The sequence below is a fragment of the Pseudomonas sp. FSL L8-0168 genome, assembly GCF_037976155.1.
Lineage (GTDB): Bacteria > Pseudomonadota > Gammaproteobacteria > Pseudomonadales > Pseudomonadaceae > Aquipseudomonas > Aquipseudomonas paracarnis.
Map to the genome: position 1 here is coordinate 4,843,736 of NZ_CP150262.1, position 13,437 is coordinate 4,857,172.

A 13,437-nucleotide genomic window follows, 5' to 3' on the forward strand; every position below is an offset into this window, starting at 1 on the left:
CCAATGCCTACACCCTCTGTAAAAAGGCCAACACCATGATCGACCTTTCCACCTGGAACCTGAGCATCCCGGTCGGCTCCCCACCCACGACCATTGAAACGCCAAGGCTGATGAGCGGCTTCAACGATCAATACTTCCAGGCCGAAGGCAGCGATGTGCAGTTCTGGACGCCTGTGACGGGCTCGCGCACCGAAAACGCCATCTACCCACGCAGCGAATTGCGTGAAACCTACGCCGACGGCCGCCTGCGTAACTGGACCTACCCCGAAGCCGACAACTTCCTGCGCGCAACCCTCACCGTCAACCAGGTGCCCTCCTCCGGCAAGATCGTGATCGGCCAGATCCACGCCTACGACAGCCAGAAACCGTTGATCAAGCTGGAGTACCAATTCAAGGAGAAAACCCAGACCGGCAACATCGTCGCCAAAGTGCGCATGCGCCCGGACGAAGCCGAAAGCCAGGTGATCATCGTCGCCTCCAATGTGCCACTGCAGAAGAGCTTCACCTACGTGATCAACCTCAACAAAGCCGGGCTGCTGAGCGTGTATGCCGCCGACAGTGAGTGGAATGAACGCATAGGCGCGGCCTGGGGTGACAAGCCGTTGTACTTCAAGGCGGGGGTGTACGTGCAGGACAATTCGGGCGACACCAATGAGGGCGCGCGGGTGACGTTTGCGAAGTTGGATATTGATCATGAGTGAATCGTCCCGTGAGACACCGGATTTTTCCCAGATAAATCCAAAGCCTTAAACACACCGCCGCCCCCTGTGGGAGCCGGGCTTGCCCGCGATGGCGGCACATCAGCCACTATCCTAGGCGCCTGACACACCGCCATCGCGGGCAAGCCCGGCTCCCACATTGACCATGCATCGACTTCAAGGTCCGGTGTGAGTCCTACAGCACCGTTGCGGCCAGCCACATCGCCGCTTATAGTTCGCCCCGTCGCTGGCATTGATCGGCGATAGGGTTTCGCAGCCCTAACGATACGTGTGTAACCAAGCATCATGAATACAACGATGAGCGCTTCGGCGCCCGTCGTCTGTTTAATGGTGGCTGTGTGTGGGAGACCTTCGGGTCTGCCGGGTTCCTCGTATCCTCGGTCTGCGAACCTGCACACAGCTACCACCCACTTCGTTTCGCAGCGAATGGCGGTAGTCCTTTTCAGATACGAGGAATATTTGCCATGACCCAACAGCTTCCACCCCGCCGCTTTAGCCCCTGCACAGAAACCGCCACCGACTACCCCGTGCTGCTGATCGACAGTGAAGCCCCACTGCTCGAACTCCACGCCTGCCTGCGCGAACGCCTCAACGCCGCTCTGGAACACCTCAACCTGATGGCTTGCTCCAGCCTGCCGGATTTTGCCGAGCGCGACCTGAACAACATGGCCAATACCGCACGCATTCTGGTGCAGGACGTGAGTGATGTGTTTCGGGTCATTGAACACCGTGGTTTCGGCGCTTCATCTGCAAGTTGATTAAATGGTGTCCATAAAAAAGCCCGCATCGCTGCGGGCTTTTTATTAACACTTGAGGCTCAGTTCACCTTAGCGTTCAACTCACCTTTCAAATACCGCTGGTACATCGCTTCCAGTGAGATCGGCTTGATCTTCGAAGCATTACCCGCCGTACCAAACGCTTCATAACGTGCGATACACACATCACGCATCGCCGTCACGGTGGCGCCGAAGAATTTACGCGGGTCGAACTCGCTCGGGTTGGTGGCCATCAGGCGACGCATCGCACCGGTGGAGGCCAGGCGCAGGTCGGTGTCGATGTTGACCTTGCGCACGCCGTACTTGATGCCTTCGACGATTTCTTCAACCGGTACGCCGTAGGTTTCTTTGATGTCGCCGCCGTACTGGTTGATGATCGCCAGCCACTCTTGCGGTACCGAGGAAGAACCGTGCATCACCAGGTGGGTATTAGGGATGCGCTTGTGGATTTCCTTGATGCGGTCGATGGCCAGCACGTCGCCGGTAGGCGGCTTGGTGAACTTGTAGGCGCCGTGGCTGGTGCCGATGGCGATGGCGAGGGCGTCGACCTGGGTCTTCTTGACGAAGTCGGCCGCTTCTTCCGGGTCGGTCAGCATCTGGCTGTGATCCAGCACGCCTTCGGCGCCGATGCCGTCTTCTTCGCCGGCCATGCCGGTTTCAAGCGAACCCAGGCAGCCCAGCTCGCCTTCAACCGAAACGCCGCAGGCGTGGGCCATGGCCACGGTTTGTTGGGTGACGCGTACGTTGTACTCGTAGTCGGTTGGGGTTTTGCCGTCCTCACCGAGGGAACCGTCCATCATCACCGAGCTGAAGCCCAGTTGGATCGAGCGCTGGCACACGTCAGGGCTGGTGCCGTGGTCCTGGTGCATGCACACCGGGATGTGCGGGAATTCTTCGATGGCAGCGAGGATCAGGTGACGCAGGAACGGGGCGCCAGCGTATTTGCGAGCACCGGCCGAAGCCTGGACGATCACGGGGGAGTCGGTCTTGTCAGCGGCTTCCATGATGGCGCGCATCTGCTCAAGGTTGTTGACGTTAAAGGCTGGGACGCCGTAGCCGAACTCGGCTGCGTGGTCCAGCATTTGACGCATGCTGATAAGTGCCATTGTGTTGTCTCTCCCGGTCGAGGGTCGTTAATCGTGCAAGCCTGCCGTAGCGGCGGCTGCTATTCAAGTTATTGCAGATCAAGGGGTTGAGCCTTGTGCTGCTGAATCGTTATTGCTGTTGGGTTCAGTTGGCTTTGCAGCCGCGCCCAATCAAATCATCCGTCGCCACCCAGTACACCAGGCCTTCCTCACCTTTGGTGTGAAATGCCAACTGGCCGTCGCTATACAGCACGCCGGAGGCGGCTACCTCTTGCTTGAGCCGATAAACCTGGTCCGAACCGCCGAGGCGTACATCCACTTCGGAACGGGCCTGGTTGGCAAAGCGCCAGTTGACCTCGGCCTTGCTGTCGCAGGTCCAGGTGGTCCATTTGTCGGCTGGCTCTGCCTTGTTGAACAGGTTCATGCTGCTGCAGCCGGCCAACAGGGCCAGAGCTGCCAGGGCGAAAACGCCTTTCATTGCCAATCCTCGCAGGGAGGCCTATGGGCCGCCGTTGCTGTCGGTTAGTGGATCAGACCCGTCATGGGCAACCCTGTTCCTGACCGTTGGGCGCGGAGTCGTATTTCTCCAGCCGTTCGTTGCCGATGCGCTTGTTGATCACCGGCATGGTCTCGGCTTGCCAGTCAGCCTGGTAACAGCTTTTTCTCAACGGTGCCTTGGCATTATCCGCCTCGGGCGCCGCGCTGGGTGTGCTGCCGCAGCCGGCCAACAGGCCCGCTGCGATCACCAGTGCCAACGACTTGATCATGGGAACGCTCCTTTTCCTGATCACGCGAGCCTTAACCTTTGGCTCGGGTTTCCAGCACTTCCACGGCTGGCAACACCTTGCCCTCGACGAACTCGAGGAAAGCGCCACCACCGGTAGAAATGTAGGAGATCTGATCAGCCACACCATATTTATCGATTGCCGCCAGAGTATCGCCACCGCCAGCGATGGAGAACGCCGAGCTTTCAGCGATCGCTTTAGCCAGCACTTTGGTGCCGTTGCCGAATTGGTCGAACTCGAATACGCCCACCGGGCCATTCCACAGGATAGTCTGGGATGCCTTGAGCAGCTCGGCGAAGTTGGCTGCCGTTTGCGGGCCGATGTCCAGGATCATGTCGTCGTCGGCCACGTCAGCGATAAGCTTGACGGTCGCCGCGGCGCTTTCCGCGAATTCCTTGGCAACCACCACGTCCACCGGCAACGGCACGCTGACCTTGGCGGCGATGGCGCGGGCGGTGTCGAGCAGGTCTGGCTCGTACAGGGACTTGCCCACCGGGTGGCCGGCAGCAGCCAGGAAGGTGTTGGCAATGCCGCCGCCGACGATCAGTTGGTTGCAGATCTGGCTCAGGCTGTTGAGCACGTCCAGCTTGGTGGACACCTTGGAGCCGGCAACAATGGCCGCCATCGGTTGGGCCGGAGCGCCCAGGGCCTTGCCCAGCGCATCCAGCTCGGCAGCCAACAACGGGCCCGCCGCGGCGACCTTGGCGAACTTGGCCACGCCGTGGGTCGAACCTTCGGCGCGGTGGGCGGTGCCGAACGCGTCCATCACAAACACGTCGCACAGGGCGGCGTATTGCTGGGCCAGTTCGTCGCTGTTCTTTTTCTCGCCCTTGTTGAAGCGCACGTTTTCGAACAGCACGATATCGCCGGCTTTCACGTCCACGCCGCCCAGGTAGTCTGCGACCAATGGCACGTCACGGCCCAGGGCCTTGCTCAGGTACTCGGCGACCGGCTTGAGGCTGTTTTCGGCAGAGAACTCACCTTCGGTCGGGCGACCCAGGTGGGAGCAGACCATCACGGCCGCGCCTTTTTCCAGGGCCAGCTTGATGGTCGGCAGCGAGGCCAGGATTCGCGCATCGCTGGTGACAACACCGTCCTTGACGGGGACGTTGAGGTCTTCGCGGATCAGTACGCGCTTACCTTGCAGATCGAGGTCGGTCATCTTCAACACGGTCATGGGTCGCAGTTCCTGAATTACTGTTGAGGTTGTTTAGAAGCGATGTGCAGATAGTGTTCGGCAACATCCAGCATGCGGTTGGCAAAGCCCCATTCGTTGTCGAACCAGGCCAGAATGTTCACAAGCCTGGGGCCGGAAACGCGGGTCTGGCTGGCATCGACAATCGCCGAATGCGGGTCATGATTGAAATCGCAACTGGCGTGGGGCAGCTCGGTGTAGGCCAACAGACCTTTGAGCGGGCCGCTGGTGGCGGCGTCGCGCAGGATCCGGTTGACTTCGGCCGCGTCAGTGTCACTGACGGTTTGCATGGTGATATCCAGGCAAGACACATTCACCGTCGGCACCCGTACGGCTTTGGCCTGGATTCGCCCGGCAAGTTCCGGCAGCAGTCGCTCGATGCCACGCGCCAGGCCGGTGGACACCGGAATCACTGACTGGAACGCCGAACGCGTGCGCCGCAGGTCTTCGTGGTGATAGGCGTCGATGACCGGCTGGTCGTTCATCGCCGAGTGAATCGTGGTGATCGACACGTAATCCAGGCCGATCGCCTGGTCCAGCAGGCGCAGCAACGGCACGCTGCAGTTGGTGGTACACGACGCGTTGGACACCAGCAGCTCATCGCCGGTCAGGCAGTCCTGGTTGATGCCGTAGACGATGGTGGCGTCGACATCCGCCTCGCTGGCCATCGGCTGGGAAAACAGCACACGCGGTGCGCCGGCGTCGAGAAAACGCTGGCCATCGGCACGGGTGTGATAAACACCGGAGCATTCCAGCACCAGGTCGACGCCCAGTGCTTTCCAGTCGATGCCTTCGGGGGTGGCACTGCGCAACACTTGCACGCAGTTGCCATTGATATGCAGACAATCGCCTTCAACCCGCACTTCGCCAGGGAAACGGCCGTGGGTGGAGTCAAAGCGTGTCAGGTATTCGATGCTGGCCATGTCGGCCAGATCGTTGATCGCAACAATTTCAAACCCGGCCGCCGCCCCTCGCTCGAACAGAGCACGCAAGACGCAACGACCAATGCGGCCGTAGCCGTTGAGTGCAACTTTGTAGGGACGCGGTTGGGGCATGGGGTTCTCGATCAAGGTTAGTTCAGTGATGAATGTACTGGCGCCATCGCGGGCAAGCCCGCTCCCACAGTGGACCGCGATCCAAATGTGGGAGCGGGCTTGCCCGCGATGGCGCCAGTACAGACAACGCAGACTGACTTAGTCTTCCAGCAACTCTTCAGCCTGACCCAGGATGTTTTCCAGGGTGAAACCGAACTCTTCGAACAAGGCTGGCGCCGGTGCCGACTCACCGTAGGTGGTCATGCCGATCACGCGGCCTTCCAGGCCCACGTACTTGTACCAGTAGTCGGCGTGAGCCGCCTCGATGGCGATACGCGCACTGACCTGCAACGGCAACACCGATTGCTTGTAACCGGCGTCCTGGGCTTCGAACACGCTGGTGCAGGGCATGGACACAACGCGCACGTTGCGGCCTTGCTCGGTCAGCTTGTCGTACGCCTGAACGGTCAGGCCCACTTCGGAACCGGTGGAGATCAGGATCAGCTCCGGCTCGCCGATGCAGTCCTTGAGCACATAACCGCCACGGCTGATGTCGGCGATCTGCGCGTCGGTACGCACCTGGTGTTGCAGGTTCTGACGCGAGAAGATCAGCGCCGAAGGGCCGTCCTTGCGCTCGATGGCGTGCTTCCAGGCCACGGCGGATTCCACCGCGTCGGCTGGGCGCCAGCAATCGAGGTTCGGCGTGGTACGCAGGCTGGTCAGTTGCTCGACCGGCTGGTGCGTCGGGCCGTCTTCGCCCAGGCCGATGGAGTCGTGGGTGTAGACGTGGATCACGCGCTTCTTCATCAGCGCCGCCATACGTACGGCGTTACGTGCGTATTCCATGAACATCAGGAAGGTCGCGCCGTAAGGCACCAGGCCACCGTGCAGGGACACGCCGTTCATGATGGCGCTCATGCCGAACTCGCGCACGCCGTAGTACATGTAGTTGCCGCTGGCGTCTTCGGCAGAGACACCTTTGCACCCCTTCCACAGGGTCAAGTTGGAACCGGCCAGGTCAGCCGAACCGCCGAGGAACTCAGGCAGCAACGGGCCAAAGGCGTTCAGGGTGTTCTGGCTGGCTTTACGGCTGGCGATGGTCTCGCCCTTGGCCGCGACTTCAGCGATGTAGGCCGAGGCCTTTTCCGAGAAGTCGGCAGGCAGGTCACCGGCCAGGCGGCGTACCAGCTCGTTGGCCAATTCCGGGAATTCGGCGGAGTACGCAGCGAAACGCTGGTCCCACTCGGATTCAGCCGCCAGGCCTTTTTCCTTGGCATCCCATTCGGCGTAGATATCGGCCGGGATTTCGAACGGGCCGTGGTTCCACTTCAGTGCTTCGCGGGTCAGGGCGATTTCCGCGTCACCCAGTGGGGCGCCGTGGCAGTCTTCTTTACCCTGTTTGTTCGGCGAGCCGAAACCGATGGTGGTCTTGCAGCAGATCAGGGTTGGCTGCGCGCTCTTGCGAGCGGTGTCGATGGCGGTCTTGATCTCTTCCGGATCGTGGCCGTCGACGTTGCGGATCACTTGCCAGTTGTAGGCTTCGAAACGCTTAGGCGTGTCGTCAGTGAACCAGCCTTCGACTTCGCCGTCGATGGAGATGCCGTTGTCATCGTAGAAGGCAATCAGCTTGCCCAGGCCCAGGGTGCCGGCCAGGGAGGCGACTTCGTGGGAAATGCCTTCCATCATGCAGCCATCACCCAGGAATACGTAGGTGTGGTGGTCAACGATGTCGTGGCCAGGGCGGTTGAACTGCGCGCCCAGGACTTTTTCCGCCAGGGCGAAACCAACCGCATTGGCCAGGCCTTGGCCCAGGGGGCCGGTGGTGGTTTCCACGCCTGGGGTGTAGCCGAATTCCGGGTGGCCCGGGGTACGGCTGTGCAGCTGACGGAAGCTCTTGAGGTCGTCAATGGTGACATCGTAGCCGGTCAGGTGCAGCAGCGAATAAATCAGCATCGAGCCGTGGCCGTTGGACAGCACAAAGCGGTCACGGTCGGCGAACGACGGGTTGCTCGGGTTGTGTTTCAGGTAGTCACGCCAAAGTACCTCGGCGATATCCGCCATGCCCATCGGGGCACCGGGATGGCCGCTGTTGGCTTTTTGCACGGCATCCATGCTGAGGGCACGAATGGCGTTGGCACGCTCACGACGGCTGGGCATCGCTGATCTCCTGGAGTTTGCTTATAAAGAAACGGAAAAAAGGACCGGCATTTTCCCTCAGCCACCGCCTGCGGGCAATGACAGATAGTTACTTGTGGGCGTTTTTCCTGTGCTTTGGGCACCAATCCCTTGCAGAAACCTTTAACCGGTTCGTCTAAAGGTTATAGCGATGGCTTATAACCGCCACTTATCGATCAATATCAAAACTTTTTGATATTGGCCTTGCGGGGATCTACACCCGTCACTAGACTGCTGGCCTTATGAACCTACCCGTGCCCTCCCTGCGTCCTGATGACGGCGATGAACTGGCTGCCTTGTGCAAGGCCGCTGGCGATCCCTTGCGCTTGAACGTACTGCGCGCACTGGCCAACGATTCTTTCGGGGTACTGGAGCTGGCGCAGATCTTCGCCATCGGCCAGTCCGGCATGAGCCACCATTTGAAGGTGCTGGCCCAGGCCGACCTGGTGGCTACCCGTCGCGAAGGCAATGCGATTTTCTACCGGCGTGCCCTGCCCCATACCGAACTGCTTGGCGGCAAATTGCACGCTGCCCTGCTCGACGAAGTGGATAACTTGTGCCTGCCCGGCGATGTGCAATCGCGCATCGGCCAGGTGCACGGACAACGCGCCGCCGCCAGCCAGGATTTTTTCTCACGGGTGGCCGACAAGTTTCGCGCCCAGCAGGATCTGATCGCCGGCTTGGCCCAGTACCGCGAAAGCGTACTGGCGCTGCTGGACAAGCTGAGCTTCAGTGAAGAGGCCACGGCCTTGGAAGTCGGCCCTGGCGACGGCGGTTTCCTGCCCGAACTGGCGCGCCGCTTCGAGCAGGTCACCGCGCTGGATAACAGCCCGGCGATGCTTGAACTGGCGCGCCAACTCTGTGAGCGCGAAGCCTTGGGCAATGTGCGCCTGCAGTTGGCCGACGCCCTGAGTGACACCGGCCTGCGAGCCGATTGCGTGGTGCTGAACATGGTCTTGCACCATTTCGCCGCCCCGGCAGAAGCTCTCAAGCAAATGGCCGGGTTGCTGCACCCCGGCGGTAGCCTGCTGGTTACGGATTTATGCAGCCACAACCAGAATTGGGCCAAGGAGGCCTGCGGTGATCTCTGGCTGGGTTTTGAACAGGACGATCTGGCCCGTTGGGCCACCGCTGCGGGACTCGTTCCCGGGGAAAGCCTCTATGTAGGTTTACGTAATGGTTTCCAGATTCAGGTCCGCCATTTTCAGCGACCGGCTGGCGACACTCACCATCGGTAAATATCAGGAAAACATCGAGATGAGCGAATACTCCCTTTTCACCTCCGAGTCCGTGTCTGAAGGGCATCCGGACAAAATCGCCGACCAGATTTCTGATGCGGTGCTGGACGCTATCATCGCTGAAGACAAGTTCGCCCGTGTGGCGTGCGAGACGCTGGTGAAAACGGGCGTGGCGATCATCGCCGGCGAAGTTACCACCACTGCCTGGGTCGACCTGGAGCAGATCGTGCGTGACGTGATCACCGACATTGGCTACAACAGCTCCGACGTCGGCTTTGACGGCGCAACCTGCGGCGTGATGAACATCATCGGCAAGCAGTCCCCAGACATCAACCAGGGCGTTGACCGGGCCAAACCTGAAGACCAGGGCGCCGGCGACCAGGGCCTGATGTTCGGCTACGCCAGCAACGAAACCGACGTACTGATGCCCGCGCCGATCACCTTCTCGCACCAGCTGGTACAACGCCAGGCCGAGGCGCGCAAATCCGGCGTACTGCCATGGCTGCGCCCGGACGCCAAGTCCCAGGTGACCTGCCGCTACGAAGGCGGCAAAGTGGTGGGCATCGACGCCGTCGTACTGTCGACCCAGCACAACCCGGATGTGTCCTACGCCGACCTGCGTGAAGGCGTGATGGAACTGATCGTCAAGCACGTGTTGCCTGCCGAGCTGCTGACCAAGGACACCCAGTTCCACATCAACCCGACCGGCCAGTTCATCATCGGTGGCCCCGTGGGCGACTGCGGCCTGACCGGCCGCAAGATCATCGTCGACAGCTACGGCGGCATGGCCCGTCACGGCGGTGGTGCATTCTCCGGCAAGGACCCGTCCAAGGTTGACCGTTCTGCGGCTTACGCCGGTCGTTATGTGGCCAAGAACATCGTGGCTGCCGGCCTGGCCGAGCGCTGCGAAATCCAGGTTTCCTACGCCATTGGCGTCGCCCAGCCTACGTCGATCTCGCTGAACACCTTCGGCACCGGCAAGATCAGCGATGACAAGATCGTCAAGCTGGTGCGTGAGATCTTCGACCTGCGCCCTTACGCGATCACCACCATGCTCGACCTGCTGCACCCGATGTACCAGGAAACCGCAGCCTACGGCCACTTCGGCCGCACCCCGGCGCAGAAGACTGTGGGTGATGACACCTTCAGTACCTTCACCTGGGAAAAAACCGACCGCGCCAACGACCTGCGTACCGCCGCCGGCCTGTAATCGTTCGCGGTAAATAGAGCCCCGCCAGGTCTGCCTGGCGGGGCTTTTTGTTGCCTGCAGGGCCTCTTCGGGCTTTTTTGGATCCAAGGCTTGCAGGCAAAATGATGGCCCACTAGAATCCGCGCCCTCTCGGGCCCTTCACCTTATTTGGATATTGCACTGCGCCCGCCCGGGATGGATAAGCGCGCAGGCAATCGAACATTGAGGTTTTCATGCGCATTTCCACGCTCGCCCCTGCCGCCCTTCTGCTCAGCCTGTTCACCCTGTCGGCCCAGGCCGCTGACCTGAACGCGCTGAGCGGCGCCCTGAGTGCCCAGCTCGGTGGCGGCAACGCCGGCGACTGCCAGCAGCAACCCAAAGACCTGCAAGCCAAGATCGACGCGGCCAATGCCAAGAACGATCTGTTGAAAGTGCGGGCATATGAGGCTGCGCTGGAGCAGGTCAACAAAGCTTGCAACAAACTCGCCGACAGCCAGGCAAAAGTCGACGCCAAGCAGCAAAAACAGCAGGCCAAGGCTGAAAACAACGACGCTGTGAAGGCCTTGGGCGGCCTGTTCAAGTAAACAGAAATACCCGGTAAAAAGCCCCGCTCGGTCGGGGCTTTTTTGTGGGCGCGTGGATCACTTAGGCTGGGCGTCCCCTTTCGAGCAAGGATGCTCATGATGCACGTATTACTGGCTGCTCTCATAAGCGCCCTGCCAGCCTGGGCCTGGGCCGAAGCCTGTCCGGATAACGTTCACTTGCAGTTGGAAACCCTGTCCAGGCAAATCCAGCAGTGGGACGACAGCTACCATCGGCAGGGCCAATCCCTGATCAGCGATGAACTCTACGACCAGGCCCGCAAGCGCCTCGCGCATTGGCAAGAATGCGCCCGCCAGCAGCCCCCCAAGGCTGATAACCCGCTAGCCAGTGCGCGCGGCACCCTACGTCACCCGGTCGCGCACACCGGTCTGCAAAAGCTGCCGGGCGAGCCTGCCGTCAGTGACTGGCTTAGCACACGCCAGGATGTATGGGTCCAACCCAAGGTCGATGGCGTCGCGGTGACCCTGGTGTATCGCCAGGGCCGCTTGCACCAGCTCATCAGTCGGGGCGACGGCCTGCTGGGGCACGACTGGTCAGCCTCCGCCGCCAAGATCCCCGGCATTGTCCAACAGTTGCCCGACGCCGTTGACGTGGTGCTGCAAGGCGAACTCTATTGGCGCCTCAATCACCATGTGCAAGCGCTCAAGGGCGGGCTCAATGCACGCAGTAAAGTGGCTGGCCTGATGAACCGTCGCCAATTGAGCGACGCCGAGGCGGCAGGGATCGGCCTGTTCGTATGGGCATGGCCCGACGGCCCGAAGGACTTCACCGAACGCCTGGCCACCCTGGCGCGCTGGGGGTTTAGCGACAGCCAGCAGTACAGCCAACCCGTCGCTTCCATTAGCGAAGCTGCGCATTGGCGCACGCACTGGTACAACGCGGCATTGCCTTTCGCCAGCGATGGCGTGGTGCTGCACCAGGCTGCGCGAGCGCCCGCCGAGCGCTGGCAAGCCAGTGCGCCGTATTGGTCGGTTGCCTGGAAGTACCCTGCCATCAAGGCCCTGGCCCTGGTACGCAATGTCCAGTTCAGGGTGGGGCGCACCGGGCGCATTACTCCAATCCTCGAACTGGAACCCGTGCGGCTGGATGATCGGCAGATCAGCCGGGTCAGTGCCAGCTCCCTGAAACGCTGGCAAGCCCTGGATATCCGCCCCGGCGATCATGTGTCGATCAGCCTGGCGGGCCAGGTGATACCGCGACTGGACGAGGTGATCCTGCGCAACGAGACGCGCGTGGACCTGAAGGTACCCGACCCTCAAGACTTCCACGCTTTGAGCTGCTGGCAACTGGACCCCGGCTGCGAAGATCAGTTGCTCGCCCGCCTCACCTGGCTGAGCGGCAAACACGGCCTGGCCTTACCCCATATGGGCCGTGAAACCTGGAACGTATTGATTCAGGCCGGTCTAATCGCAGGCTTTCTCGATTGGTTGACCCTGGATGCGGCCGAGCTTGCTACCATTGAGGGCTTAGGCGAGCGGACCCGTGCGCGGGTGCTCGACAGTATTCAAAGCGCCCGGCAACGCCCTTTTTTACAATGGCTCCGCGCCTTGGGCATACCGCCAGCGGCGCGCAACAACCTGGAAGGTAACTGGCAGACGCTGGTCGCCAAAGACCCCCAAGCCTGGCTGGCCTCAGACGGCATTGGTCCGGGACGCGCGGCGCAACTCAGCGCTTTTTTTCGCGACCCGCAGGTACAAGCCTTGGCTGAAACATTACGCGTAGCCGGGATAGATGGGTTTTGAACACCCCCGGCCACCTGATTGCGAACTTGGAGCTTTATATGAAATTTCTCGCCCCCTTTGCCTTGCTGACCGTCGCAAGCTTCATGGCCACGCCGCTGTTGGCCGCCGAAGACGTACAACCCCTCACCGGCTGCGCCGCCAAGCGCCAGGCCATCAGCAGCCAGATCGAACAGGCCAAGGCCCACGGTAACCGCGCCCAGCAGGCCGGTCTGGAAAAAGCCTTGGACGAAGTCACTACCCACTGCACCGATGCCGGCTTGAAGAAAGAACGTGAAAACAAAGTGCTCGACGCCAAGCACGAAGTCAGCCGCCGTCAGGCCGACCTCGACAAGGCTATGAAAAAAGGCGACCCGGACAAGATCAACAAGCGTAAGGAGAAGCTGGCCGACTCGCGCAAAGAGCTGCAAGACGCGGTGGAAGAACTTGACCAGTAAAACCGGTCAATGATCGCGGAACTGTTTATGGCAGGCGCTGCAGGCATCTTCAACTTTTTGCACCGCAGGTTGCAGGCTGCTGGCCTTGTAGGGCTGCACTTGGCTGGCGATCACCAATTCACCGGTGGCCGCCTCAAGATCGCGGGCCAATTGTTGGAACTGCGCCTGTTTTTGCCACACATCATCTTTGGCACTGGTGTGGTCTTCTTCGCGCACGCTCGGGAAATGCTTCCACGGCTCATGGGACAACGCATCCAGTTTGACCGCACCCTCGGCGAACTTGGCGCCGTCAAATGGGATACGCCCGCGCAGCATCCCGCCCAGGTCTTCACCAGTCTTGAGCATCTGCTTGAAGATCGCCTTGCGCTGGCCCAGGGGGGAATTGGGATCAACACCGCCACAGGCAGACACTGCCAGGCAGGCCAGCAATACAACGGTCAATTTTTTTAACATCATCATGGC

At 60.8% G+C, this 13,437-nt stretch carries 14 protein-coding genes; 7 read left to right on the forward strand and 7 right to left on the reverse strand.

The features are described from left to right. The first annotated feature begins 35 nt into the window (after positions 1–35). Both MHH62_RS22285 and MHH62_RS22290 read left to right on the forward strand, forming a co-directional pair. The gene (locus MHH62_RS22285; RefSeq protein ID WP_014720275.1) at positions 36–701 is read left to right on the forward strand and encodes a polysaccharide lyase family 7 protein; all 666 of its coding nucleotides are present in this window, start codon (positions 36–38) and stop codon (positions 699–701) included. A 482-nt stretch (positions 702–1,183) separates the two neighbouring features. Next, positions 1,184–1,477 (forward strand): hypothetical protein, encoded by a 294-nt coding sequence (locus tag MHH62_RS22290; protein WP_020301872.1) that lies wholly within the window; start codon positions 1,184–1,186, stop codon positions 1,475–1,477. Between the two features lie 59 nt (positions 1,478–1,536). Here MHH62_RS22290 and fba read toward each other — a convergent pair whose 3' ends face one another. The 6 genes from fba to tkt form a co-directional block, all read right to left on the reverse strand. After that, positions 1,537–2,601, reverse strand: coding sequence for a class II fructose-bisphosphate aldolase (gene fba / locus MHH62_RS22295; RefSeq protein WP_003177554.1), 1,065 nt, complete (start codon positions 2,599–2,601; stop codon positions 1,537–1,539). Between the two features lie 124 nt (positions 2,602–2,725). Then, complete coding sequence (locus MHH62_RS22300; protein ID WP_014720277.1) at positions 2,726–3,058, reverse strand: MliC family protein; 333 nt, start codon at positions 3,056–3,058, stop codon at positions 2,726–2,728. 61 nt (positions 3,059–3,119) lie between these two features. After that, positions 3,120–3,347: a hypothetical protein gene (locus tag MHH62_RS22305; protein WP_003194953.1), complete on the reverse strand. Its 228-nt coding sequence runs from the start codon at positions 3,345–3,347 to the stop codon at positions 3,120–3,122. Positions 3,348–3,378: 31 nt separating this feature from the next. After that, positions 3,379–4,542 (reverse strand): phosphoglycerate kinase, encoded by a 1,164-nt coding sequence (locus MHH62_RS22310; protein ID WP_003194956.1) that lies wholly within the window; start codon positions 4,540–4,542, stop codon positions 3,379–3,381. Between the two features lie 17 nt (positions 4,543–4,559). Beyond that, positions 4,560–5,615, reverse strand: coding sequence for an erythrose-4-phosphate dehydrogenase (epd, locus tag MHH62_RS22315; protein WP_003194958.1), 1,056 nt, complete (start codon positions 5,613–5,615; stop codon positions 4,560–4,562). Positions 5,616–5,753: 138 nt separating this feature from the next. Continuing rightward, on the reverse strand, positions 5,754–7,751 hold the full coding sequence (gene tkt / locus MHH62_RS22320; RefSeq protein ID WP_019817446.1) for a transketolase: 1,998 nt from the start codon (positions 7,749–7,751) through the stop codon (positions 5,754–5,756). 260 nt (positions 7,752–8,011) lie between these two features. Between tkt and MHH62_RS22325 the strand changes: the two genes are divergently transcribed. The 5 genes from MHH62_RS22325 to MHH62_RS22345 all read left to right on the forward strand — a co-directional run bounded on the left by MHH62_RS22325 (position 8,012) and on the right by MHH62_RS22345 (position 12,975). After that, positions 8,012–9,007, forward strand: coding sequence for a metalloregulator ArsR/SmtB family transcription factor (locus MHH62_RS22325; protein WP_003194962.1), 996 nt, complete (start codon positions 8,012–8,014; stop codon positions 9,005–9,007). Positions 9,008–9,026: 19 nt separating this feature from the next. Then, complete coding sequence (metK, locus tag MHH62_RS22330) at positions 9,027–10,217, forward strand: methionine adenosyltransferase (protein WP_003194964.1); 1,191 nt, start codon at positions 9,027–9,029, stop codon at positions 10,215–10,217. 212 nt (positions 10,218–10,429) lie between these two features. Continuing rightward, positions 10,430–10,780, forward strand: a complete 351-nt coding sequence (locus MHH62_RS22335; protein WP_014720281.1) for a DUF1090 family protein — start codon at positions 10,430–10,432, stop codon at positions 10,778–10,780. 96 nt (positions 10,781–10,876) lie between these two features. Further along, a complete protein-coding gene (ligB, locus tag MHH62_RS22340; RefSeq protein ID WP_339231922.1) occupies positions 10,877–12,541 on the forward strand; it encodes an NAD-dependent DNA ligase LigB in 1,665 nt (554 codons plus the stop codon). Between the two features lie 38 nt (positions 12,542–12,579). Beyond that, the gene (locus MHH62_RS22345; protein ID WP_014720283.1) at positions 12,580–12,975 is read left to right on the forward strand and encodes a DUF1090 domain-containing protein; all 396 of its coding nucleotides are present in this window, start codon (positions 12,580–12,582) and stop codon (positions 12,973–12,975) included. Positions 12,976–12,981: 6 nt separating this feature from the next. Here MHH62_RS22345 and MHH62_RS22350 read toward each other — a convergent pair whose 3' ends face one another. Then, complete coding sequence (locus MHH62_RS22350; protein WP_019817443.1) at positions 12,982–13,431, reverse strand: cytochrome c; 450 nt, start codon at positions 13,429–13,431, stop codon at positions 12,982–12,984. Positions 13,432–13,437 lie beyond the last annotated feature (6 nt).

Coding starts and splice junctions, on each gene's coding strand:
- MHH62_RS22300 (WP_014720277.1), bottom strand. CDS start 3,058: ATGAAAGGCGTTTTCGCCCTGGCAGCTCTGGCCCTGTTGGCCGGCTGC.
- epd (WP_003194958.1), bottom strand. CDS start 5,615: ATGCCCCAACCGCGTCCCTACAAAGTTGCACTCAACGGCTACGGCCGC.
- MHH62_RS22305 (WP_003194953.1), bottom strand. CDS start 3,347: ATGATCAAGTCGTTGGCACTGGTGATCGCAGCGGGCCTGTTGGCCGGC.
- MHH62_RS22290 (WP_020301872.1), top strand. CDS start 1,184: ATGACCCAACAGCTTCCACCCCGCCGCTTTAGCCCCTGCACAGAAACC.
- MHH62_RS22335 (WP_014720281.1), top strand. CDS start 10,430: ATGCGCATTTCCACGCTCGCCCCTGCCGCCCTTCTGCTCAGCCTGTTC.
- MHH62_RS22350 (WP_019817443.1), bottom strand. CDS start 13,431: ATGATGTTAAAAAAATTGACCGTTGTATTGCTGGCCTGCCTGGCAGTG.
- tkt (WP_019817446.1), bottom strand. CDS start 7,751: ATGCCCAGCCGTCGTGAGCGTGCCAACGCCATTCGTGCCCTCAGCATG.
- MHH62_RS22285 (WP_014720275.1), top strand. CDS start 36: ATGATCGACCTTTCCACCTGGAACCTGAGCATCCCGGTCGGCTCCCCA.
- metK (WP_003194964.1), top strand. CDS start 9,027: ATGAGCGAATACTCCCTTTTCACCTCCGAGTCCGTGTCTGAAGGGCAT.
- fba (WP_003177554.1), bottom strand. CDS start 2,601: ATGGCACTTATCAGCATGCGTCAAATGCTGGACCACGCAGCCGAGTTC.
- MHH62_RS22325 (WP_003194962.1), top strand. CDS start 8,012: ATGAACCTACCCGTGCCCTCCCTGCGTCCTGATGACGGCGATGAACTG.
- ligB (WP_339231922.1), top strand. CDS start 10,877: ATGATGCACGTATTACTGGCTGCTCTCATAAGCGCCCTGCCAGCCTGG.
- MHH62_RS22310 (WP_003194956.1), bottom strand. CDS start 4,542: ATGACCGTGTTGAAGATGACCGACCTCGATCTGCAAGGTAAGCGCGTA.
- MHH62_RS22345 (WP_014720283.1), top strand. CDS start 12,580: ATGAAATTTCTCGCCCCCTTTGCCTTGCTGACCGTCGCAAGCTTCATG.